Annotated in this window: 23 protein-coding genes; 12 read left to right on the top strand and 11 right to left on the bottom strand. The window is 43.8% G+C overall.

All coding sequences use genetic code 11. The features are described 5' to 3' along the window. Positions 1 to 81: 81 nt before the first annotated feature. Positions 82 to 1,488 (top strand): stage V sporulation protein SpoVR, encoded by a 1,407-nt coding sequence (spoVR, locus tag QF06_RS03640; protein WP_014479295.1) that lies wholly within the window; start codon positions 82 to 84, stop codon positions 1,486 to 1,488. Positions 1,489 to 1,517: 29 nt separating this feature from the next. Here spoVR and phoA read toward each other — a convergent pair whose 3' ends face one another. Beyond that, the gene (gene phoA / locus QF06_RS03645; RefSeq protein ID WP_080332597.1) at positions 1,518 to 2,903 is read right to left on the bottom strand and encodes an alkaline phosphatase PhoA; all 1,386 of its coding nucleotides are present in this window, start codon (positions 2,901 to 2,903) and stop codon (positions 1,518 to 1,520) included. Positions 2,904 to 3,432: 529 nt separating this feature from the next. Between phoA and lytE the strand changes: the two genes are divergently transcribed. Further along, complete coding sequence (gene lytE, locus QF06_RS03650; protein ID WP_021479670.1) at positions 3,433 to 4,437, top strand: peptidoglycan endopeptidase LytE; 1,005 nt, start codon at positions 3,433 to 3,435, stop codon at positions 4,435 to 4,437. A 70-nt stretch (positions 4,438 to 4,507) separates the two neighbouring features. Here lytE and citR read toward each other — a convergent pair whose 3' ends face one another. Further along, positions 4,508 to 5,383, bottom strand: coding sequence for a transcriptional regulator CitR (citR, locus tag QF06_RS03655; protein WP_003233357.1), 876 nt, complete (start codon positions 5,381 to 5,383; stop codon positions 4,508 to 4,510). Between the two features lie 108 nt (positions 5,384 to 5,491). On the opposite strand from citR, the gene citA reads away from it, so the two are divergent. From citA to QF06_RS03675, 4 genes are all read left to right on the top strand, one after another. Beyond that, a complete protein-coding gene (gene citA / locus QF06_RS03660) occupies positions 5,492 to 6,592 on the top strand; it encodes a citrate synthase CitA (RefSeq protein WP_032721234.1) in 1,101 nt (366 codons plus the stop codon). Positions 6,593 to 6,665: 73 nt separating this feature from the next. Next, complete coding sequence (locus QF06_RS03665) at positions 6,666 to 7,535, top strand: SDR family oxidoreductase (protein ID WP_032721235.1); 870 nt, start codon at positions 6,666 to 6,668, stop codon at positions 7,533 to 7,535. Between the two features lie 248 nt (positions 7,536 to 7,783). Then, positions 7,784 to 9,181, top strand: coding sequence for a branched-chain amino acid transporter BcaP (bcaP, locus tag QF06_RS03670; RefSeq protein WP_041851031.1), 1,398 nt, complete (start codon positions 7,784 to 7,786; stop codon positions 9,179 to 9,181). Positions 9,182 to 9,299: 118 nt separating this feature from the next. Next, positions 9,300 to 10,655, top strand: a complete 1,356-nt coding sequence (locus QF06_RS03675) for a sodium-dependent transporter (RefSeq protein ID WP_038829254.1) — start codon at positions 9,300 to 9,302, stop codon at positions 10,653 to 10,655. Between the two features lie 35 nt (positions 10,656 to 10,690). Here QF06_RS03675 and pdxR read toward each other — a convergent pair whose 3' ends face one another. After that, positions 10,691 to 12,100 (bottom strand): MocR-like pyridoxine biosynthesis transcription factor PdxR, encoded by a 1,410-nt coding sequence (gene pdxR / locus QF06_RS03680; protein WP_014479301.1) that lies wholly within the window; start codon positions 12,098 to 12,100, stop codon positions 10,691 to 10,693. 109 nt (positions 12,101 to 12,209) lie between these two features. On the opposite strand from pdxR, the gene QF06_RS03685 reads away from it, so the two are divergent. After that, entirely contained in the window at positions 12,210 to 12,638 is a 429-nt protein-coding gene (locus tag QF06_RS03685; protein WP_009966899.1) for a GNAT family N-acetyltransferase, read from the top strand. Between the two features lie 30 nt (positions 12,639 to 12,668). Here the strand turns inward: QF06_RS03685 and QF06_RS03690 are convergent, their stop codons facing one another. The 3 genes from QF06_RS03690 to sigM are packed head-to-tail and all read right to left on the bottom strand — an operon-like array spanning position 12,669 to position 14,504. Next, positions 12,669 to 12,959: an anti-sigma-M factor gene (locus QF06_RS03690; protein ID WP_003233341.1), complete on the bottom strand. Its 291-nt coding sequence runs from the start codon at positions 12,957 to 12,959 to the stop codon at positions 12,669 to 12,671. Further along, complete coding sequence (locus tag QF06_RS03695; protein WP_010886459.1) at positions 12,947 to 14,023, bottom strand: anti-sigma factor; 1,077 nt, start codon at positions 14,021 to 14,023, stop codon at positions 12,947 to 12,949. The genes QF06_RS03690 and QF06_RS03695 overlap by 13 nt, the downstream gene beginning before the upstream one ends. Then, the gene (sigM, locus tag QF06_RS03700) at positions 14,013 to 14,504 is read right to left on the bottom strand and encodes an RNA polymerase sigma factor SigM (protein ID WP_003224177.1); all 492 of its coding nucleotides are present in this window, start codon (positions 14,502 to 14,504) and stop codon (positions 14,013 to 14,015) included. The genes QF06_RS03695 and sigM overlap by 11 nt, the downstream gene beginning before the upstream one ends. A 196-nt stretch (positions 14,505 to 14,700) precedes the next feature. On the opposite strand from sigM, the gene akrN reads away from it, so the two are divergent. Continuing rightward, a complete protein-coding gene (akrN, locus tag QF06_RS03705; protein WP_003245422.1) occupies positions 14,701 to 15,696 on the top strand; it encodes an aldo/keto reductase AkrN in 996 nt (331 codons plus the stop codon). 134 nt (positions 15,697 to 15,830) lie between these two features. Further along, a complete protein-coding gene (locus tag QF06_RS03710) occupies positions 15,831 to 16,430 on the top strand; it encodes a 1-acylglycerol-3-phosphate O-acyltransferase (protein ID WP_003233335.1) in 600 nt (199 codons plus the stop codon). Positions 16,431 to 16,497: 67 nt separating this feature from the next. On the opposite strand, the gene QF06_RS03715 is transcribed toward QF06_RS03710, so the two are convergent. Next, entirely contained in the window at positions 16,498 to 17,832 is a 1,335-nt protein-coding gene (locus tag QF06_RS03715; RefSeq protein WP_009966903.1) for a hemolysin family protein, read from the bottom strand. A 60-nt stretch (positions 17,833 to 17,892) separates the two neighbouring features. Then, positions 17,893 to 18,324, bottom strand: coding sequence for a Cu(I)-responsive transcriptional regulator (cueR, locus tag QF06_RS03720; RefSeq protein WP_010886460.1), 432 nt, complete (start codon positions 18,322 to 18,324; stop codon positions 17,893 to 17,895). Between the two features lie 156 nt (positions 18,325 to 18,480). Between cueR and QF06_RS03725 the strand changes: the two genes are divergently transcribed. Beyond that, a complete protein-coding gene (locus tag QF06_RS03725) occupies positions 18,481 to 19,662 on the top strand; it encodes a pyridoxal phosphate-dependent aminotransferase (protein ID WP_038829258.1) in 1,182 nt (393 codons plus the stop codon). A 326-nt stretch (positions 19,663 to 19,988) separates the two neighbouring features. Further along, positions 19,989 to 21,374, top strand: coding sequence for a hemolysin family protein (locus QF06_RS03730; RefSeq protein ID WP_003233322.1), 1,386 nt, complete (start codon positions 19,989 to 19,991; stop codon positions 21,372 to 21,374). A gap of 13 nt (positions 21,375 to 21,387) precedes the next feature. On the opposite strand, the gene crcB is transcribed toward QF06_RS03730, so the two are convergent. The 3 genes from crcB to QF06_RS03745 are packed head-to-tail and all read right to left on the bottom strand — an operon-like array spanning position 21,388 to position 22,854. Further along, positions 21,388 to 21,744, bottom strand: a complete 357-nt coding sequence (crcB, locus tag QF06_RS03735) for a fluoride efflux transporter CrcB (RefSeq protein ID WP_032725293.1) — start codon at positions 21,742 to 21,744, stop codon at positions 21,388 to 21,390. Continuing rightward, a complete protein-coding gene (locus QF06_RS03740; protein ID WP_041851030.1) occupies positions 21,741 to 22,136 on the bottom strand; it encodes a fluoride efflux transporter FluC in 396 nt (131 codons plus the stop codon). Before QF06_RS03740 ends, crcB begins: the two co-directional genes overlap by 4 nt. Then, the gene (locus QF06_RS03745; RefSeq protein WP_041851029.1) at positions 22,123 to 22,854 is read right to left on the bottom strand and encodes a glycerophosphodiester phosphodiesterase; all 732 of its coding nucleotides are present in this window, start codon (positions 22,852 to 22,854) and stop codon (positions 22,123 to 22,125) included. Before QF06_RS03745 ends, QF06_RS03740 begins: the two co-directional genes overlap by 14 nt. Before the next feature lie 233 nt (positions 22,855 to 23,087). Here QF06_RS03745 and QF06_RS20935 point away from each other — a divergent pair, with 233 nt between their 5' ends. Then, complete coding sequence (locus QF06_RS20935; protein ID WP_009966908.1) at positions 23,088 to 23,195, top strand: YhdX family protein; 108 nt, start codon at positions 23,088 to 23,090, stop codon at positions 23,193 to 23,195. Positions 23,196 to 23,340 lie beyond the last annotated feature (145 nt).

The raw sequence follows: 23,340 nt of genomic DNA on the forward strand, positions 1-23,340 counted from the left end.
TTTTTCTTGCCCGAGTGAGACTATCATCTTTTGTATGGCGGGCTCATACATTATAGATAAGTCCAAGTAGGGGGGATTCGGTTGAACGCGGAGGAGAAGAAGGGATTACAGCGGGCAATTGAGGAAATTACCGAAATTGCAAAAGGATTCGGCCTTGATTTCTACCCGATGAGATATGAAATCTGCCCGGCTGAAATTATTTATACATTTGGCGCGTACGGGATGCCGACAAGATTCAGCCACTGGAGCTTCGGCAAGCAGTTTCATAAGATGAAGCTGCACTATGATCTAGGGTTAAGTAAGATCTATGAGCTGGTCATTAACTCAGATCCATGCTACGCTTTTTTGCTGGACAGCAACTCACTGATCCAAAATAAATTGATTGTCGCACACGTTCTTGCCCATTGCGATTTCTTCAAAAACAACTGCCGTTTCCAAAACACGAAGCGCGATATGGTGGAAAGCATGGCGGCAACAGCTGAACGGATAAAACACTATGAACAGGTTCACGGGATAAAAGAAGTGGAATCTTTTTTAGATGCGATCCTTTCGATTCAGGAGCATATCGATCCGTCGTTGGTCCGACCAAAGCTTCAATGGAGTGTGGATGATGAGGAAGAGGAGATTGAAGAGGCAGCCACGCCTTACGATGATCTATGGTCTTTGGATGAAAAGAAACCGAAAAAACAAGTGAAAAAATCGAAAAAACCGTTCCCGCCGCGGCCTGAAAAAGATATCCTGCTTTTTATCGAGGAGCATTCCCGGGAGCTGGAGCCATGGCAGCGTGATATATTAACGATGATGAGAGAGGAAATGCTTTATTTCTGGCCTCAGCTGGAAACCAAGATTATGAATGAGGGCTGGGCTTCCTATTGGCACCAGCGAATTATACGTGAGCTTGATTTAACCTCTGATGAAGCGATCGAGTTCGCCAAGCTGAATGCAGGTGTCGTTCAGCCGTCCAAAACAGGCATTAATCCTTATTATTTAGGGCTGAAAATATTTGAAGACATTGAGGAGAGGTACAACAACCCGACGGAGGAAATGAAGAAAATGGGCGTGCAGCCTGACTCCGGCCGGGAGAAAATGTTTGAGGTCAGGGAGATTGAATCCGATATCTCTTTCATCCGCAATTATTTAACCAAAGAATTAGTCATGCGCGAGGATCTTTATTTATTTCAAAAACAGGGCCGAGATTATAAAATCATCGATAAACAGTGGAAGTCGGTGCGCGACCAGCTCGTAAGCATGCGGGTAAATGGCGGTTTTCCATATTTGACAGTAAACGACGGCGATTATATGAAAAATAACGAGCTCTATATTAAGCATTGGTATGAAGGAATAGAGTTAGATTTGAAATATTTGGAGAAGGTGCTTCCTTATTTATTCCAGCTTTGGGGAAGAAGCGTGCACATTGAGTCTGTGCTTGAGGATAAGGAAGTCATGTTTTCGTACGACGGAAAAGGTGTTCACCGCAGATATTTATAAAAAAGAGGATGCAGCGTTCTGCATCCTTTTTATTTTCCAGTTTTTAAAATCTTAAATATGATGTTTGCCTGGTCCGTATTGTTAATCAATCCGCGGAATTTTTCTTTTCCGGGGCCGTACGCGTATACCGGTACTTCTTCGCCGGTATGATCGGTACTCGTCCATCCGCTGTTGGAGCGAGTATTATAAATCTTGATGATGGCTTTGTAGGCCCCTTTGCTTTTGTCAGCCTGTGCAGCTGCTTCAACGCTTTTGATTTCTTCAGATGTGACTTTCAGATTGCCATAGCGGGCGAGCACATCTTTAACCGGCTTGCCTTCACTGATTTTTTTGGCCATGAATTCAGGTGTTTTCTTAGCGGAGAGAATCGGTTCTGCGTGCCAATTCTTTTCCCCGTTTGCGCCAATGGTAAAGCCGCCGGTTGTATGGTCAGCAGTTGCAATCACAAGTGTATGTTTGTCTTTTTTCGCAAATTCAATCGCGGCTTTATAGGCCTGTTCAAAATCTTTAACCTCGCTCATGGCTCCTACTGTATCATTGTCATGGGCCGCCCAGTCAATCTGGCTCCCTTCGACCATCAAGAAAAATCCTTTTTTATTTTGGTTCAGGCGATCAATTGCTGAAACCGTCATGTCTTTGAGAGACGGTGTTTTACTGTCACGGTCGAGCGCTTTAGCAAGCCCTCCATCTGCGAAAAGCCCGAGCACCTGCTGATCTTTATTTTTTTTCAATGCTTGTTTAGTTGTCACATAGCTGTAGCCGGCTTGTTTGAATTCCTTTGTCAAGTTTCTGTCCTTGCGGTTAAAATAAGATTTTCCGCCGCCGAGCAGCACGTCTATTTTATGTTTGCCTTTTATCTTGTCATCCATATAGCTGTTGGCGATTTGGTCCATGTTTTTCCGTGATTCATTGTGGGCGCCATATGCGGCTGGAGTGGCGTGGTTAATTTCAGACGTGGCGACAAGCCCTGTTGACTTGCCTTGCTGTTTGGCCTCTTCAAGTACAGATTTCACTTTTTTTCCGTTTTTATCGACGCCAATTGCATTGTTATATGTCTTAACGCCTGTCGCTAATGCTGTTCCGGCTGCTGCTGAATCTGTAATATTATAGTCAGGGTCATCCGGATGCGTCATCATCATGCCTGTCAGGTTCCGGTCAAATTCTGTTAACTTCGGGTTATTCGGTGTGTCACCGTTATTTTTCATGGAACGGTAGGCTCTTATGTAAGGCGTCCCCATGCCGTCGCCTATCATCACAATGACATTTCTGATCTCAGCTTTGTCTTGTTTTTTGGCGCTGGCCTTTTCTGTTTGCTGAAGCTCAGCTCCGGCAAAGATTCCAGCTGTAAGGACAGAAACAGCGGCGATTGGCAGAAGTTTTGATTTCATATTTTGAAACAAACTCATTATTTTCATGCCTCCTTTAATGTATTCCGTTTATCATGTTAGGGAAATTTTGTTAAATGCGGCTGTTGATCATGTAAACAATAAGTAAAGCCTTGTAAGGAAATGAAAAAACGCTTTTCGTTATCTTGCCTTATTTGATGTAAAGCATTCATTTTTCAGAAAAATCTTTACCTCTCTGTCTTTGCATGATATGTTTGTTTAAATAAAAAAACTGCGGATAACCACAGCTCTCCTCGAATATTCTTTATCACTCATTTTTCCGATATGTGAGCCGACCCCGAAAGTTTTTCATTTATTTCCTTTATGTTGAAAAACATCCCATAAAACATGACAAAAGCACTCGTTTTTTGTCACCTTTGCAACGAAAATGAAATATTTAATACCCTTAAAAACTTTTTTTTAGAACGAATAATTAAGAAATTTGTCACATGAAGTCAAGACTATTTCTGATGGGAATCTATCCTTATAATAGAAATCAATAAGATTAATTAAAAAAAAGAGATACATATATATAGAGTTAACATTTGGGGAGGAAAATATGAAAAAGCAAATCATTACAGCTACGACAGCAGTCGTTTTAGGATCGACGTTATTTGCAGGAGCGGCATCTGCACAAAGCATTAAGGTGAAAAAAGGCGACACGTTATGGGATCTTTCAAGAAAATACGACACAACGATCAGTAAAATTAAATCAGAGAACCACCTTCGTTCAGACATTATTTATGTGGGACAAACTTTATCGATTAACGGCAAATCTACAAGTTCAAAAAGCAGCAGTTCTTCTACCTCTTCTTCTACATACAAAGTAAAGAGCGGGGACAGCCTTTGGAAAATTTCAAAAAAATACGGCATGACAATCAATGAACTGAAGAAGCTGAATGGCTTAAAATCAGATTTGCTTCGTGTTGGACAAGTCCTGAAACTGAAAGGTTCAACTAGTTCAAGCAGCTCCAGCTCATCAAAAGTGTCATCGTCTTCAACTTCTACTTATAAAGTGAAGAGCGGAGACAGCCTTTCTAAAATTGCGAGCAAATACGGCACTACGGTTAGCAAATTAAAAAGCTTAAACGGCTTAAAATCAGATGTAATCTATGTCAACCAAGTATTGAAGGTGAAAGGAACAAGCACAAGCAGCTCAAAACCTGCTTCATCTTCATCATCTTCAAGCAGCAAAACGTCATCTACATCACTTAATGTGAGCAAGCTGGTTTCTGATGCAAAAGCGTTAGTCGGAACGCCATATAAATGGGGCGGAACGACAACTTCAGGCTTTGACTGCAGCGGATTCATTTGGTACGTACTGAATAAACAAACAAGTGTGGGCAGAACAAGCACTGCAGGATACTGGAGTTCTATGAAGAGCATTGCCAGCCCGTCTGTTGGTGATTTCGTCTTCTTCACAACATATAAATCCGGCCCTTCTCACATGGGGATTTACATTGGAAACAACAGTTTCATTCATGCAGGATCTGACGGCGTACAAATCAGCAGCCTGAACAACAGCTACTGGAAGCCTCGTTACCTCGGTGCGAAAAGATTCTAATTTTTAGAGAAAACCCGTTCATTGGAACGGGTTTTTTTCATTAGACGGAGCACAGGCGTTTTGGTTGCTCCTAAAAATGAAAATGTGATAAAAAATCCAAGAATTTTTTTTCTTTCTTATTTTCATAAAGGGCAATCGCGTAAGCGCCGGCATAGGGCAGCTGTACAGACTGATAAGGAATTCTGATCATCTGTTTCTCTGCTAACTCACGCTTTACTGTAGATAAAGGCAGAAATGAAACTCCGAGTCCTTCCTTGATAAACCGTTTCGTTATATGTGTTTGAGTGACCTTCATTGTTCTCACAAATGGAAAAGTCATTCTGACTTGACGGAGCAAGTCGTCCCAGTAATCAGGGTGATTGTGGGTCAAAAGCAGGTATTGTTCGAGCACCTCTTTGGCATCAATTTCGTTGTCTTCTATGAAACGCTTATCGGGCGGGGCAACAAGGACGACAGGGTCTTTGTATAGGCAGTGGCAGCTTAAAGATGAAGACTGTACCTTTAAACAGCTTAGTCCGATATCTGCTTCCCCGGCTTTAATCAGTGACGCGATTTCCGCTGATTCGAAAATTGTAACCGCCATTTCTGTTTCCGTATTCATTGCTGTGTACCGTTTCATGACAGAAGGAAGCACAGTATCTGCAATAAGCGGAGAAACCGCGAGCTGTAAGGTTTGAGAGTAGCCTTGTCTCACTCTGTGAAGCTCTGCCATGCTGTTTTCATAATCATCAAGAAGCCTGAGCGCATACGGCAAATACGCCCTGCCTTCATCAGTCAGCTGGATTTGCCTGCCTTTACGCTCGAACAGCTTGCAGCTGATTTCTTTTTCTAATTGCTTGATATGTACGGTCACAGTAGGCTGAGATAAGAAAAGCGTTTCCGCCGTTTTTCGGAAGTTCTCATATTTTGCAGCGGTCACAAAGGTGTGAAGCCATTTGAAATCCATTTCTATTCTCCCTCTGATTAATATTTTTAATTAATTCCCTTTAAAATATTCATTATTTTTTAAATATTATATTTACTATAATAACAGAAAAGGATAGGGGGAATACAAATGGTACATTACGGATTAAAGGGAATTACATGTGTAGAAACATCCATCAGCCATATTGATGGTGAAAAAGGGCGTCTGATTTACAGAGGACATCATGCAAAAGACATCGCACTGAATCATAGCTTTGAAGAAGCGGCTTATTTGATTTTATTTGGAAAACTGCCTTCAACTGAAGAATTGCAGGTATTTAAAGATAAGCTGGCTGCGGAACGGAATCTTCCGGAACACATTGAGCGCTTGATTCAATCACTGCCAAACAACATGGACGATATGTCGGTGCTGAGAACGGTTGTTTCAGCATTGGGGGTAAATACGTACATATTCCATCCGAAAACAGAGGAAGCAATCCGGCTGATTGCAATCACGCCTTCCATCATCGCATACAGAAAAAGATGGACGCGCGGTGAACAAGCAATTGCACCTTCTTCCCAGTACGGACATGTCGAAAACTACTATTATATGCTCACAGGTGAACAACCTTCAGAGGCAAAAAAGAAAGCGCTTGAAACCTATATGATTCTGGCCATGGAACACGGCATGAACGCATCCACTTTTTCGGCACGAGTCACGTTATCTACAGAGAGTGATTTAGTGTCAGCCGTCACGTCTGCTCTCGGCACGATGAAAGGTCCGCTGCACGGAGGCGCTCCTTCTGCGGTGACAAAAATGCTTGAAGACATTGGAGAAAAAGAACATGCTGAAGCATATCTGAAAGAAAAACTCGAAAAAGGAGAGCGCTTGATGGGATTCGGCCACAGGGTGTACAAAACAAAAGACCCGCGGGCAGAAGCTTTAAGACAGAAAGCAGAAGAGGTGGCCGGCAATGACCGTGATCTTGATCTTGCGCTGCATGTAGAAGCAGAAGCGATTCGTTTGCTTGAAATCTACAAACCGGGACGAAAGCTGTACACAAATGTTGAATTTTACGCAGCTGCAGTGATGAAGGCCATCGATTTTGACGATGAATTGTTTACTCCGACCTTTTCAGCAAGCCGAATGGTAGGGTGGTGCGCCCATGTGCTGGAACAGGCAGAAAACAACATGATTTTCCGCCCGTCAGCGAAATATACTGGTGCCATTCCCGAGGAAGTTCTTTCATAACATATTTTGGCGTTTATTCATTTCTGTCGTGTGGTAACGTTCAGTATCAACCACATGTCTAGGAGTGATGAATGTGAACCCAATGGACAGACAAACAGAAGGACAAGAACCGCAGCATCAGGACAGACAGCCGGGCATTGAATCAAAAATGAACCCGCTGCCGCTGTCAGAGGACGAGGATTATCGAGGAAGCGGAAAACTGAAAGGAAAAGTCGCGATCATTACTGGAGGCGACAGCGGAATAGGGAGAGCAGCAGCTATTGCCTTTGCTAAAGAGGGGGCTGATATCTCCATTCTATACTTAGACGAGCATTCGGACGCAGAGGAAACACGTAAACGGATCGAAAAGGAGAATGTCCGCTGCCTGCTTATCCCGGGAGATGTCGGGGACGAGAACCATTGTGAACAAGCTGTGCAGCAAACAGTGGACCATTTTGGTAAACTTGATATCTTAGTGAATAACGCCGCTGAACAGCATCCGCAGGACAGCATTCTCAAAATTTCAACAGAACAGCTGGAAAAAACCTTTCGCACAAATATTTTTTCCATGTTTCATATGACGAAGAAAGCTTTGCCTCACCTGGAAGAGGGGAGTGCCATTATTAATACGACATCGATTACCGCTTATGAAGGGGATACGGCGTTAATTGATTATTCCAGCACAAAGGGTGCGATTGTCTCCTTTACGCGTTCCATGGCGAAGTCGCTTGCAGATAAAGGCATCAGAGTGAATGCGGTGGCGCCCGGTCCGATTTGGACACCGCTTATTCCGGCGACATTCCCTGAGGAAAAAGTGAAACAGCACGGCTTGGATACCCCAATGGGAAGACCGGGACAGCCGGTTGAGCATGCAGGCGCCTATGTTCTGCTGGCGTCTGACGAATCTTCCTATATGACAGGGCAGACCATTCATGTGAATGGCGGCCGTTTTATTTCAACGTAATCAACGAAAAACCAGCTCTAGAGCTGGTTTTTTTGTGCGGTAAAAAATTAAAAATAAAAAATTTGTCGATTTTTCTAACAATTTTGTTTTCATTTTTGCAATTTTATATATAATATTGAGTAGGAGAAAGGAATGATTCGCGACCAGTACAAATATAGTAGAAAAAAAGAAAAATGACCATTGTTGCTCATGAATTCAGAAAATTCAAATAAAATATATAAAAATAGATGATCGGGAGTTGAAGGGGAATGAAAGGGAGCGTTTTTAGGAAGAAAAGCATTCAGGATTTAATCGCTGCGACGAGCGGTGAAAAGTCTTTAAAAAGAGAATTAGGGGCATTTGATTTAACGTTGCTTGGAATCGGCGCCATTATTGGCACAGGGATTTTTGTTCTGACGGGAACAGGTGCAGTCACGGCCGGTCCCGGGCTGACGATTTCATTTGTTGTGGCGGCGCTGGCTTGTTTATTCGCCGCCCTGTCTTACGCGGAATTTGCGTCAAGTGTGCCTGTTTCAGGTTCGGTGTATACATTCACTTATGCGACATTGGGAGAGCTTATGGCCTTTATTATCGGGTGGGATTTAATTTTAGAATACATGCTGGCGGTAAGTGCAGTGTCGGTCGGCTGGTCTGGTTATTTCCAATCGTTTTTATCAGGGCTCGGCATTCATATTCCGGTTGCTTTAACAGCGGCACCGGGCGCAGTGAAAGGCACCTTTACCCTGTTTAATCTTCCTGCATTCGTCATTGTAATGGCGATAACATATTTGCTTTATTTAGGCATCAAAGAATCAAAAAGAGTCAACAATATCATGGTTATCTTGAAGATACTGGTTGTTCTGCTGTTTATCGCGGTGGCAGCCGTTTACGTGAAGCCGCACAACTGGCAGCCGTTTATGCCAATGGGCTTTGGCGGCGTGTTCAGTGCAGCGGCGCTCGTATTCTTTGCTTTTATCGGATTTGACGCTGTATCCTCTGCTGCGGAAGAAACGAAAAATCCCGCGAAGGATCTGCCTAAAGGCATTATTTTCTCTTTATTGGTTTGCACGATTTTATATGTCACCGTATCAGCGATCATGACTGGGGTTATCCCGTTTGCTCAATTTGCGGGTGTAGATCATCCGGTTTCTCTAGTTCTTCAAAGCGCAGGGCAAAATTGGGTGGCAGGCATCATTGATATTGGCGCCGTGCTGGGAATGACAACAGTTATGCTCGTCATGCTTTACGGGCAGACACGCGTCATGTTTGCCATGTCGCGTGACGGGCTTGTGCCGGGCTCACTTTCTAAAGTGCATCCAAAGCACAAAACACCTTATGTAGCCACTTGGTTTTTCGGAACGATGTCGGCGCTTCTCGGCTCACTTGTTCCGCTGGATGAACTTGCAAAGCTGGTGAACATCGGGACGCTGTCGGCATTTGTACTGATTTCTGTGGCAGTTATCGTTTTGAGAAAGAAGCAACCGGATCTTCCGAGAGCCTTTAAATGCCCGGGAGTTCCGTTTATCCCAGGCCTGGCGATTCTGTTCTGCCTGTTCTTGATTTTAAATCTGGGGTGGGTGACGATTGTTCGCTTCCTAGTGTGGCTGTTAATCGGCTTGGTAATCTATTTCCTGTATTCAAGAAAGCATTCAAAATTAAATCAATAACCTTTTGATAAAGAGAGCGGCCATACAGGCCGCTCTCTTTTCTGTTCTTGGCAAATGAATCTATAGAAATGAAGACAAAAATAAGAGATAATATAGGCTGGAAAGGAAGTGACGTTTATTGTCTGAGCAAAAACCAGTCCAATGGGCTTCGAAAATCGGTTTCGTCATGGCAGCGGCCGGCTCGGCTATCGGCTTGGGCGCGATTTGGAAGTTCCCTTACGTAGCGGGGACCAATGGGGGAGGAGCCTTTTTTCTTATCTTCGTGTTATTTACCATCCTCTTAGGCTATCCGCTTTTGGTGGGGGAATTTATTTTTGGAAGACGGAACCAGACGAATGCCATTGATGCATATAAAAAAGAAGCGCCGCGATCAGCTTGGTTTCTTACAGGGTGGATCGGCGTAGCCGCGTGTTTCTTAGTGCTGTCGTTTTACAGTGTAATTGGGGGATGGATTTTGCTGTATATCGTAAAAACGGCGTCAGGCTCACTGTCCGGGCTTTCTCAAGCACAGTATGGCTCTCTTTTTGCTTCTATTATCCAAAATCCGGTGCAGACGCTCGCGGCTCAGCTTGTCTTTATGGTACTTACTGTCATCGTTGTCGCAAGAGGGGTTCAAAAAGGGATTGAACGGGTAAGCGCGGTGATGATGCCGATTTTGTTTTTATTGTTTATTCTGCTCGTTCTTCGGTCTCTTACGCTTAATGGTGCAATGGAAGGCGTAAAGTTTCTGCTTGTGCCTCATTTCGGCGATCTGACTCCGGAATCCATATTATTCGCGCTGGGACAGGCCTTCTTTACGTTAACACTGGGGGTTTCGGTGATGGTGACCTACAGCTCCTATTTGCCGAAAACACAAAATATCCCTCGTTCGGCAGCCTCCATTGTCTTGATGAATATCATTGTGACACTCTTGGCAGGTTTGGCTATTTTTCCGGCGGTTTTCTCATTCGGTTTTCAGCCAAATGAAGGACCGACACTGCTGTTTACAGTGCTTCCGGCCGTTTTTGAACAGCTTCCGTTCGGCACGTTGTTTTTTATCGGTTTTCTCGTTGCATTTTTATTTGCAGCCTTAACCTCAGCATTTTCGATGGTTGAAATTATCGTTGCCACAATCGGAAAAGGGGACGAAAAGAAGAGAAAAAAACTGTCATGGACGAGCGGGCTTTTGATCTTTTTGGTCGGAATCCCATGCTGCTTGTCTTATGGCGTATTGAGTGATGTGCACCTATTTGGCAAAACATTTTTTGATATTGCCGATTTTACCGTCAGCAATGTTTTGATGCCTTCAGGCGCTCTGTTAATTTCTCTATTTATCCCGCTGAAAATTTCGAAAAGCGAACTCTTGGCTGAAATGCGAAATGGATCAAATGCAGGTAAAGCATTCTTTTACTCGTGGTTTTATTTGCTTCGTTTTATCGTGCCGCTTGCCATTATTATCGTGTTCTTAAATTTAATCGGAATTTTATCATTTTAAAAAAACAGGCTCCGTTTCCGGGGCCTGTTTTTTATTTAATAAGATGATATCAACGGTGCCCATGCCGTTTTCAGTTTTTGGATGCCGAGCCTGATGTCCTCTTCTGACAAACCGCCATAACCGATTAAGACAGAAGCAAAAGGCGTCTGTTCTTTATATGAGGGAGACACGGGATAGATGGTTACACCGTGGTCTGCGGCTGCTTGTATTGCTTCTTCCTCACTTGCTGGAAACAAAAGGCGCAGCAGAATGTGAAGCCCCGAGTTCTTACCGAGAATCTCAACGGTGTTTCCCAGTTCAGAGCGAATGGCTTCTAACAGGATAGCGTGTTTTTTTCGGTATAAGCTTCTCATTCTATTTATGTGTTTTTGCCACTCTCCGGTTTCGATGAAGTCTGCCAGTGCCAATTGCGAGTGGGCAGAAACGGTCTGCTTCATTAACTGAGCATTGTTTTGGATCGGTTCCATGAGTTCAGGGGGCACAATCATGAAGCTGAGCCGCAAGGAAGGCAGAAGTGACTTTGAAAAAGTGCCCAGATATATGACTCTGCCATTCGGATCAAGACCCTGTAAAGACGGAATGGGATGGCCGCTGTAGCGAAATTCTCCATCGTAATCATCTTCTATAATGAATGAATTTGTTTCTGCCGCCCATGCCAGCAGCTCCTGTCTGCGGGTAATCGTCATAATGGTCCCAATCGGAAACTGATGCGAAGGAGTCGTATACATGAGATAAGGATTCTGACGGTAGAGCTCATCCGGCAGGACGCCTTCTGCATCAGAACAAATCGGAGTGACATCCATGTGATTTGCTTCAAACATCCTTCTTGAACGGTGAAAGCCTGGTTCTTCAAAACCGATTTTTGTACCTGGCTTTAGCGAAAGGCAAAGAATTTGCAGAAGCACGGTGGTTCCTGCGCCGATGATAATCTGGCCGGGCTCGCAATTTACTCCCCGAGACAGCCTGACGAATCGGGCAATCATGTGTCTGAGTTCGTATTCTCCTTGAGGGTCGCCAGAGGTGTGAAACAATCCGGAATAGCGCTCAAGACTTTTTACTATGCTTTTTCTCCATGCGTTAAAGGGAAAGAGGGTCGGATCAACGCTGCCCTGATGGAAGTCAATAGCAGGTGCGTTCTTTTCATGTAATCCCGGCTGTACAGACTGCTGAAAATGGTCAGGAGCTGTCGGGAATCCTGGTTCTACTTCCGCCGCGAACCAGCCGATTTTCGGCTTGCTTTTGACATAGCCCTCAGCAGTTAATTGCTCATAAGCTCGTTCTATAGTTGCCGTGCTGACATCGAGCAAGCTGGAGAGCCTGCGTTTTGACGGAAGTCTTGTTCCCTTTGTGATTCGCGCATGTGAAATTTCTTGTTTAAAAAAGGTATAAAGCTGTTCATACAGCGGTGTTTTGCTCTTTTTATCAAGAAACGGCGTAATATCCATCTCATGTCTCCTTTGTAGCTGGCATGGTCATTTTTTCTGATATTGGCTATTTGGCAAATGCCATTTATTAGCTATGATCATTGTAACGAAAGGAAAGGGGATTGAGAAGATGATCCATATGAAACAATTAACCTCGAAAGAAGAATGGGCTGAGTCGTATCCGATTATGAGTGAATTGAGAACAGAACTGGATATAGAGACGTATTTACAAAGGCTTGAAGCCTGTGTGCAGAAAGAATCGTATATGCTGTTTGCCTTATATGAAAATACAGCAATCAGAGCGCTGTGCGGGGCTCTGCCGAGAGTTTCCATTCATAAAGGAGAGCACTTGTGGATTGCGGATCTTGTTACAACGGCACCTTGCCGATCAAAGGGATACGGCAAAATGCTTTTGGATTATGCCTCAGACTGGGCGAGAAAAGCCGGACTCGGTTTTGTCAGTCTTTCATCTGGCCTGCAGCGTAAAGACGCACATCGATTTTATACAGATAAAATGGGTTTTACTATAGAAAGTTATTTGTTCCGAAAACCGGTATAACGAAAAAAGACGCCTGAAAAGGCGTCTTTTTTAAAAGCCAAACTGTAAATTCGTATCTACAGATACAATGGTATACACACAAATAATCACAAAGAGATTAAGGATGACGCCGAGCAGGCCTGGACCTGTGCGCCCTCTCTTGATGAAGAGTTCAACAACGCCGAACGGAACGGCAGCCATGGCGAACGGAAGCATTTGATAGGAATAAAACGTGACGTTGCTGATAATGGCCAAATTCAGCAACAGCAGGGACAGAACCGCTGTCCCGACAGAGATCCAGCCGAATACATTGTGTTCTTTAAAAATTCTTACCAGTTCCATAATTCCACCTCGCCGACATTCGCTGATTTTACAGATTTATTTTTCAGCATGCGCTGGATTTCCTTGGTTGGCCCTGTAACGACCGAACCGTATACATTGACACCGTTTTTCTCTACATAATCTAATCGGTTATCTACATTCAGGTCTTTCCGTTTTGAAATGACCTGAGCCCATTTTTCGTGTTTGGACATGAATTTCAGGGCGTTGATAAACTGATCGCCATTCGACTTGCCTTTTGTATTAAGGGCGGCCAAGAACTTTGAATCCTTTCCAGGATAGCCAAGAGGTTCTGTGGAAGCTGTCTTATTTGTGTTTTTCTCTGTTTCGATTGCGTTCCACAAAAAGCTCACATCATAGCCTTTGAATTTGTTATACACGTCTTTTGTCGGATATGCACGGTCATATGAAAGGTAGACCTCTGATACCGTTCCTTCAGGCAATGTGCTTAACGTTTTTTCTGCTTTTGCGGTCGTTTGTTCAGACTTGTTTGAAGGATGTGTAAAGTAATGGCCGGTTTTATTCACTTCTAAGTCATAGTAGTTTACTGCCGGCGCTTTTACTTTGTTATAAAACATTTCAACCCGTTCATTCCCTACGGCAGCCGTCTTCGTGCCAATCTGCTTTTGCAGCGGGAATTCCGTATTCATTCCAAATAGCTTCACTTGGCTTTTCAGTCCGGAAGTATCAACAAGAACATTCGGCATGGTCAGGGCTACAGTGACTGCGGCAGTTTCCATAAACTCATTGCCGGTGCTGTGTTTCCCACCCATTCCGTAATAGAGGTAGCTTCCCAGCGTACAAAGCGGCAAAATCATCAATGTCGAAATGACGGCAAGCACAGAAATTCGCAAATAAGACTTGCGTTTGCCGTAGGCTAAAATCGCTTTTTGTTTTTCAGGACTGATGCTGAGATCCCAATCGTTATCGTCCTCTAGTTCGCTGTCAATCAGTTCCTGATATACTTCGAGCTTCTCAAGTTCTTCCTCAAATGCAGTCATTTCCTGGTCGCTCATTTCCCCATTTTTATATTGATCAAAACGCTTTTTAAATTCTTCATTCATCATTAACACCTCTATTATAAAGTGCTTTCAGCCGCTGTCTGGCACGAAATAAAACACTTTTAAAATTCGCCTCTGAAATATTCATAATATGGGATGCTTCTTTGTAGTTTAACTCTTTTAAATAATATAGCGTTAAGGCCTCCCGATAATTATCGGGGAGCTCGGACATATAACCAGTCAGCACTTCCTTTATCTCTACCTGATGGGCAGGACTTTGAACAGCATTTTGAAAGAGGCTTCCGATTAAGTCATCAGAAATGGTTACTTCTTTCTTATGCTTTCTGACGTAATCAATGAAGGCGTTTCGCGCCACTTGAAAAAGCCAGGGCTTTACTTTGCTGTGATCATAGGAGTGAATGTGTATGTATGCCCGCATAAAGGTTTCCTGCAGCAAGTCTTCAGCAAGATGCTTGTCTTTTGTCATGGAGAGCAGGAACCTGTAAACATCATTCATGTACATTTGGTAAATTTCATCGATCGTCACTGCCTTTTCTCCCCTCTATGTTATACACGCATAAGAAAGGTTTAAAGTTGCACATTACATGCAAACGGCTTTTTTATACCTAATCAAACACCATTACTATATAGTACCCAAAAATGGCCGCAAAAGATAGTGCGGAGAAATGTTTAACATTTTTTCCAGAGGGGAAAAGATAGTGAAAAAGTGAAGGAGTGGCACAATGGAATATACCAGTATAGCAGATACAGGAATAGAAGCCTCCAGAATCGGCCTCGGCACATGGGCCATTGGCGGAACGATGTGGGGAGGCACTGACGAAAAAACATCGATTGAAACAATCCGCGCCGCTCTTGATCAGGGGATTACACTGATTGACACCGCGCCGGCTTACGGCTTCGGGCAGTCCGAGGAAATCGTCGGAAAGGCAATCAAAGAGTACGGCAAAAGAGACCAGGTGATTCTCGCAACGAAAACGGCTCTGGACTGGAAGAACAACCAGCTGTTCCGCCATGCGAACAGAGCGAGAATTGTAGAGGAAGTTGAGAATTCTTTGAAGCGGCTTCAAACAGACTATATTGATCTTTATCAGGTGCATTGGCCCGATCCGCTTGTGCCAATTGAAGAAACGGCTGAAGTCATGAAGGAATTATATGATGCGGGAAAAATCCGGGCGATTGGCGTCAGCAATTTTTCAATTGAGCAAATGGATACATTTCGCGCCGTCGCACCTCTCCATACGATTCAGCCTCCATATAATCTGTTTGAAAGAGAGATGGAAGAGAGTGTCCTTCCTTATGCGAAAGATAACAAGATAACAACATTATTATACGGCAGTTTATGCAGAGGGCTGTTAACAGGCAAAATGACTGAAGAATATACATTTGAGGGCGATGATCTGCGTAATCACGATCCAAAATTCCAGAAGCCCCGCTTTAAAGAGTATCTTTCTGCTGTGAATCAATTGGATAAGCTGGCGAAGACACGTTATGGAAAATCAGTGATTCACTTGGCTGTCAGATGGATCTTAGATCAGCCGGGAGCGGATATCGCTCTTTGGGGAGCAAGAAAGCCTGGGCAGCTTGAGGCCCTATCTGAGATTACAGGCTGGACGCTGAACAGTGAAGATCAGAAAGATATCAATACTATATTGGAAAATACGATATCAGACCCTGTCGGACCGGAGTTTATGGCCCCGCCGACCAGAGAGGAAATATAACAAAAGCTGAGGGCGAATCCTCAGCTTTTTGGCGTTTTAACGGGAGAAATCTTAAAAATTAGTACCAGGTAATAAAAAATGTTGTTATAATAGATGACAGAAAGAATCATTGATTACGACAAAGGAAGTGCGATATGTATAAGTTTTGTGCAAATGCTTTAAAAGTTATTCTTTCTCTTCGCGGAGGAGTGAAGGTGTATAACAAAGAAAACCTTCCGGCCGATTCAGGTTTTGTCATCGCGTGTACACATTCCGGCTGGGTTGATGTGATTACACTCGGAGTCGGGATTCTTCCTTATCAAATACACTACATGGCGAAAAAAGAGCTTTTTCAAAATAAATGGATCGGTTCGTTTCTGAAGAAAATTCATGCCTTTCCGGTAGATCGGGAAAATCCCGGGCCAAGCAGTATTAAAACGCCGATTAAGCTGCTGAAAGAAGGAGAGATCGTCGGTATCTTCCCAAGCGGAACAAGAACCTCTGAGGATGTGCCTTTGAAAAGAGGTGCGGTGACGATTGCGCAAATGGGGAAAGCGCCGCTTGTCCCCGCTGCATATCAGGGCCCTTCAAGCGGAAAAGAATTATTCAAAAAAGGAAAAATGAAGCTGATTATCGGTGAGCCTCTTCACCAGGCTGATTTTGCCCACCTGCCTTCAAAGGAAAGACTTGCAGCAATGACAGAGGCTTTGAATCAGCGGATTAAAGAACTAGAGAATAAACTTGATCAGCTATAAGGCGTTCTGAGAGATTACCCTGAACTGTAAAAATAAGAAAAGCACCTTATACAAGGTGCTTTTCTTATTATGCTTCCTGCTGGTTAGCTGTCTCCAGAAGTTCTTCTTCTTGAAGCTTTTTCACTTCAATATATGCGACGTGGTGGCCGTCAATTTCATTAATAATGAATTCGCAGCCCTCTTCGATGATGGAATCATCTTTTTCAACATCGTATTTTTGAGTAAGGAACCAGCCGCCGATTGTATCGACTTCTTCGTTCTCTAAATGAATGCCTAGCAGGTCGTTTACTTGGTCAATTAACACTTTTCCGTCAAGAATATAATGGCCTTCGCCGATTTTGCGGATTTCGCTAATTTCATCAATATCAAATTCGTCGCGGATTTCACCGACAATTTCCTCAATGATGTCCTCAACCGTCACAAGCCCGGCAGTACCGCCGTATTCATCAGACAAAATGGCCATGTGGACCCTCTCTTTTTGCATTTTGACAAGCAGGTCTTGGATCGGCGCAGATTCAATGACATGAATGATAGGGTTGACGAATTGAGAAATGGTGGAATCAACAGATACCTCACCGCTGATGCAGGCGGTCAGCACTTCTTTAATGTTAATAACCCCGATAATGTTATCTTTATCGCCCTCTTCCACAGGGTAGCGGGTATATTTTTCAATCTGAATGATGTCCATCATTTCAGAAATCTTGATATCATGCGGAAGGCTGACAATTTCGGTCCGCGGAATCATAATTTCTTTCGCGAGCCTGTCGTCAAATTCAAAGATTTTATTCACATATTTAAACTCTGATTGGTTGATTTCACCGCTTTTATAGCTTTCAGACAAAATGATTCGCAGCTCTTCTTCTGAGTGAGCCAGTTCGTTTTCTGAAACGGTCTCCAGGCCAAATGCTTTGGTCAATAACCGTGCGGAATTGTTCAAAAGCCAAATGAATGGGAACGCGATGCGGTAAAACCAAATCAGCGGTTTCGCAAACAGCATAGACACTGCTTCCGCCTTTTGGATAGCGACTGTCTTAGGTGCAAGTTCTCCGACAACAACGTGTAAGAACGTGATAATGGCATACGCAAAAATAAACGATATGACATGTGAAAGGGAACCTGGAACGTTCATTTGGACGAAAAGCGGGTGAAGCAGCCTTTCGATCGTTGATTCACCTAAAACCCCTAATCCGATGGAAGTCAATGTAATTCCGAGCTGACACGCAGATAAATATTCATCAAGATGCGTGGTCACTTTTTTTACGGCTATTGCTGCTTTATTTCCTTCCGCGATCAGCTGATCGATCCGTGAGCCTCTGATTCTGATAATGGCAAACTCAGATGCCACGAAAAATGCCGTCAGGGCGATTAAAACAGCAACTAAAATCAAATTCACTATGTCCAATTAGAACCTTCACTCTAGCAATGAGAATGAAGGTAACACCTCCTGTTAGATAAAATGGTTTTAACTTAACAGCAGCATAAATGATTGGAACACGGCGAGCTTTTCAGGCGGGAGTTTGCTTTTCAGCTTGTCACGATCCTCGGGCTTCAGCCGTTCAAACCGATGCAAGATTCCGGAGATGTTTTGATTCATATGATCAATTTCTAATGCCAGATTTCCAATTTCATCATCAAGTTTAGCTGAAGAGGGAAACTGGTTCTCCAGTCGATCTTTAATATCGGACAGGGCCAATCGCTGCTTCTTGCAATCTACAATAAATATAAGTCGTTTGAGTGCATTTTCGTCGTAGTAACGGTAATTTGAACAGGATCTGGCCGGCGTAAGCAGACCGAGATTCGTATAATAATCAACTGTCCGTTTCGTTACTCCGGCGAGTGCCGCTAGTTCACTGATGCGATAAGTCTCAGCCCCATCTATATCCCTCCCAACCATCACGTTATAGTTATGAGAATAGTTTAATATATGAACGGTGTCTTGCACAAGTTTATTGTTTTTTTCAGACCGGAATTGGAAGTTGTGGAATTCATCATCTGATTGAAGTAACATAGGAAGATAGAATTTTCAAATTTTTATATGCGGAAGGGACAGATGAAATTGGCTGGGTTATCCCGGGAAGTTGAAGAAAATTTAAATAAAGGATCATGGATTCGCAAGCTGTTTGATGAAGGTGCAAGGCTGAAGAAGGAGTTCGGGGAAGACCAGGTATTTGATTTTTCACTCGGCAACCCGATTGTTGAACCGCCTGAAGCTTTTAAGAGAGCGTTAATAGAGGAAGCTGAAAAAGGCAGCCACGGATACATACAAAATCAAGGGCTTCCTGCAGCGAGAGAAAAAGTCGCGCAATTTCTGGGGTCACGTTTTGAAGCTGATTTCTCAGCGGAGCGTATCGTCATGACGGTGGGTGCGGGAGGCGCTTTGAATGTTGCGTTAAAAAGCATCGTAAACCCTGGGGAAGAGGTCATTATTCTCGCACCTTATTTTGCCGAATATAAGTTGTATATTGAGAACTACGGGGGAAAGGCCGTCAGCTGCCCGTTGACAAGCCGGTTTGAGATCGACATTGAAGCGGTAAGGCAATCGATCACTCCACAGACGAAAGGGCTGATTCTCAATACACCGCATAACCCCACAGGCACTGTTCTCAGCCAGAAAAATATAGACGATTTAGGCGCTTTATTAAAAGAAATAGAAGAGAAGAGCGGCCAGACGATTTATGTGCTGTTTGATGAACCGTACAGTCAATTAATCTATGATGAAGAGCTGGCAAATCCGTTTCGATCGTACCATCGTGTGATATTGGCCAGCTCATTCAGTAAAGATCTCGGCATAGCCGGAGAGCGGCTCGGGTATATCGGATTGGACAGCCGAATGCCGGATGCGGACCTTTTGATCAACGCTTTTGTGTATTGTAATCGAACGCTTGGATTTGTGAATGCCCCTGTCATGATGCAGCGGGCTGTGGCACGAATGGATGATTTAAGAGTAGACGCGAGCGCTTATAAAGAGCGCCGGGATTTAATGGTAGACATTTTAAAAGAAGCCGGTTTTGAATTTGAAATGCCAAAGGGAGGTTTCTTTGTTTTTCCGAAATCGCCGATTGAAGATGAAGTTGCATTTTGCGTGCATGCCGCCCAAAAATACAAATTATTAATTGTGCCGAGCAGCGGTTTTGGAATGAGCGGGCATTTCCGATTATCCTTCAGTGTGCCGATCGAGCAGATTAAAAACTCACGGGACATTTTCATTTCTTTATATAAAGATTTTGCTTAAGAAGGCAAAGAAAAGAAAACAGTTTTCAAGGCTGTTTTCTTTTTATATCCGCAAAATCCTTCCTCTTCCAATCCAGACAGGCGGAGAATTGACAAGCAGGCATGCAGTTAAGGCTTTCTTCATGATAAAAGTCTAAAAATTAAAAATCATTTTTGGAATGAGTTGTGTTACAATAAAATATACAATTTATAATCAAACTTTGACTTTTGGAGGTGGTATGATGGGGCCCTCTGCTTAGGCAACAATACACCGCGTACCTCAATGTTAAGGAAAAATGATTATATCAGGAGGTGACTCCTTATCCTTTGTTGAGAGGATAGGGTTAAATGGACGATATTGACAGTCTGATTTTAATTGGCGTGCTCATTGCTTTAACCGCGTTTTTCGTTGCAAGCGAGTTTGCGATTGTTAGAGTAAGGAGATCCAGAATAGATCAGCTTATCACAGAAGGAAACAAACGGGCGATACTCGCAAGGCGTGTCATTACAGATTTGGATGAATATTTATCCGCATCCCAGCTGGGCATTACATTGACATCAATTGGACTTGGCGTACTGGGTGAACCGGCCTTTGAACGGCTGCTGCATCCACTGTTTGAACCGCTCGGCTTGCCAGACTCGGTTTCACATGCAGCCTCTTTTGCAGTCGCGTACGGCTTGATCACGTTCCTGCACGTTGTTGTAGGTGAACTGGCCCCGAAAACGGTCGCGATTCAAAAGGCAGAACAGCTGACTTTACTGATAGCGGGCCCTTTGCGTTTATTCTATTTGCTACTGTTTCCATTTATTTGGATCCTCAATGGATCGGCGCGGCTTTTATGCGGGATGTTCGGTTTGAAGCCTGCGTCAGAACATGATGGTTCCCATTCTGAGGAAGAACTCAGGATGCTGTTATCTGAGAGTTTAAAAAACGGAGAGATTAATCCGTCTGAATATAAATATGTGAATAAGATTTTTGAATTTGATAATCGGATCGCCAAAGAGATTATGATACCGCGGAAGGAAATGGCTGCTGTGTCAACTGAGATGACAATGGCCGAGATGCTCGAAGTCATGCTGAAGGAAAAATACACGCGCTGGCCAGTCACAGATGGAGACAAAGACAGTGTGATCGGTTTGGTCAATACGAAGCATTTGTTTTCTGATTTGCTGTTTATGACAGAAGAAGAACGAATGAAGATGACGATCCATCCGTATGTGAGGCCGGTCATCGAAGTGATTGAAACGATCCCGGTTCATGACTTGCTGATTAAAATGCAGCGCGAGCGCATTCATATGGCTATATTGTCGGATGAATACGGAGGAACCTCGGGACTTGTGACGACAGAGGATATTCTTGAGGAAATTGTCGGAGAGATCAGAGATGAATTTGATGAAGATGAACAGCCGCTGATCCAAAAGCTTGGCGACGGCCATTATGTGATGGATGGAAAGGTTCGGATCGATCAGGTGAACAGCCTTCTTGGCGCATCGATTCAAGAAGACGTCGATACGATCGGCGGGCTGATATTAAAAGAAAACATCGATATTGAGGCTGGTGAATCCATTCGCATCGGTTCATATACGATAAAGGTGCTGAAGATGGACGGCCGATTAATCAAGCAAATCGATATAAAAGAAGAAGCCGGCAACACAACCGGGATTACGGCGCACCACAAGCTGCCGCTGCCTGAGCCTGTGATGCTGAACAGTGCAACCTTGAGCGAGAAATAAGCTCAAGGTTTTTTTACATTGTGATTGTCCAGCCGCACCAAAATGTCAAAAGCGATCCGCAAAGTGTCAGGGCGATGTACAAGATGCTTTCTATTACACGTTTGGCCATAAGGAGTTGAATACTTTCAACGCTGAAGGTGGAAAAGGTCGTAAAGGCGCCAAAAAACCCCGTGCCGATGATAAGCGAGACCGAAGCATTTGCAACGTGAAGTCCTGTAAATATTCCGAGCCCGAGAGCTCCGAGAATATTGACTGTCAGTATGCCAATGGGCAGGCTCAGACCTTTGGTTTTGGCGGTTATGACATTGCCAAGCCAGAAGCGAAGCATTGCGCCAAGTCCGCCCCCTATGAAAATACCCGCTAGTGTCATCTTTCCTGCAGCCCCTTTCTTTGCTGAATGCCTGCTATGCGCCGTCCCGCAAAAACACCAATCAGTGCAAATATGATCCCTGATATCAATGAGGCTGCCATATATAAAAGAGCCAATGAGGGTTGTCCTTGCAAAAGCATCACTGTTTCCTTAGAAAACGTGGACATTGTTGTGAAGCCTCCGCAAAAGCCGGTGCCTAAAAAAGCCGACAGCAGAGGCCGTTTTGCCCCGATCATAAAAAATCCGGTCAAAATGCCTAATAGAAGGCTGCCTGCCGCATTTTCCAGCCAGGTTGCCGCCGGGAACTGACCGGTGTGTATCCATAAGTTTAATCCGTATCGGAGGCAGGCGCCAAGCGCGCCTCCGATAAAAACCGCGCTATATATTTTCATGTTTGCCATCCTTTATGATGAAATCCGGGTAATCTGTAACGATGCCGTCCACGCCCATGGCTTGTAATTTTGCCGCTGTCTTTTGATTGTTGACAGTCCATGCAAATATGTTTAAGCCATTTTTATGGACGGAGCCGATTATCAGACGGTTGAGCCGTGTGTATTTTATATTGACATAGTTTGCAAAAGAGCGGAAGGCCTTCATCTGATTTCTGGACAGCATGCCAAAGTTGGGCCTTGTAATGACCGCTGTCGGAATCGAAGGATAAAGCTCGCGGAACCTTTGGACGGAGCGGAACTGAAAGGATTGAACAATATTATTGATAGAAAAAGAAAATTGCCCTAATAGCTGTCCCACCTCTTCTTCAATTCCGACTTGAGACGGATGGCCTTTTAGTTCAATTAAAAGGCCGATTTTTTTGTGGTAGCGCTTGAGCACCGCTTCCAGGGTCGGAATACGCTCTCCTTGAAAAGCGGGACCGTACCAGCTTCCTGCATCGAGTTTTTGCAATTCCTCCAAGGTAAAATCCTTAACAAAGCCCGATCCGTTTGTTGTTCGGTCAACCCTGTCATCGTGTATCACAACAATCTGCCTGTCTTTTGTAAGCTGGACATCCAGTTCGATCATATCTGCATTCATTTTCACCGCAAGGTCAAATGCGGCAATCGTATTTTCCGGAGCGTAGCCGGATGCTCCGCGATGGGCAATGATGTACAAGCTAAGTCAGCTCCTCGTATGGGCATTTCTGTTATTGTATCAAATCCATATATGCACCGCGATACAAACTGGTGAATTTTTTCTGCCATATCGGAATGGTCCGGGCTGAGGAATGCGTATAACTAAAAAAAGACACTCAGCGTATCAGAACACATTTCGTCAGAAAATTAGGTCTTTCGACATGTTCACAACAAAATATGATCCTTTATAATAGCAAAAAAGGAGGCGAGATCATGGGAAAAGGGAGAATCAGAGTGGAGGAAAGAATTAAAGCCGAAACGGATGCTGAAATGCAAAAAGCAACTCTCCTTGATCAGACACAAACGAAAAAAGGTAAGTGACTGTCCCTATTGAATCTGGCTGATAGATGAATTGAGAAATGACCCCGGCGTTTCGCCGGGGTTTTGTGCTGCAAAAGACATTTAAATGAACATCTTTACGAATATTTTAGTATAATAAACAATTGATTGGGATAGAGGGGAGACA

It is taken from the genome of Bacillus sp. YP1, from assembly GCF_000877815.1.
Lineage (GTDB): Bacteria > Bacillota > Bacilli > Bacillales > Bacillaceae > Bacillus > Bacillus subtilis.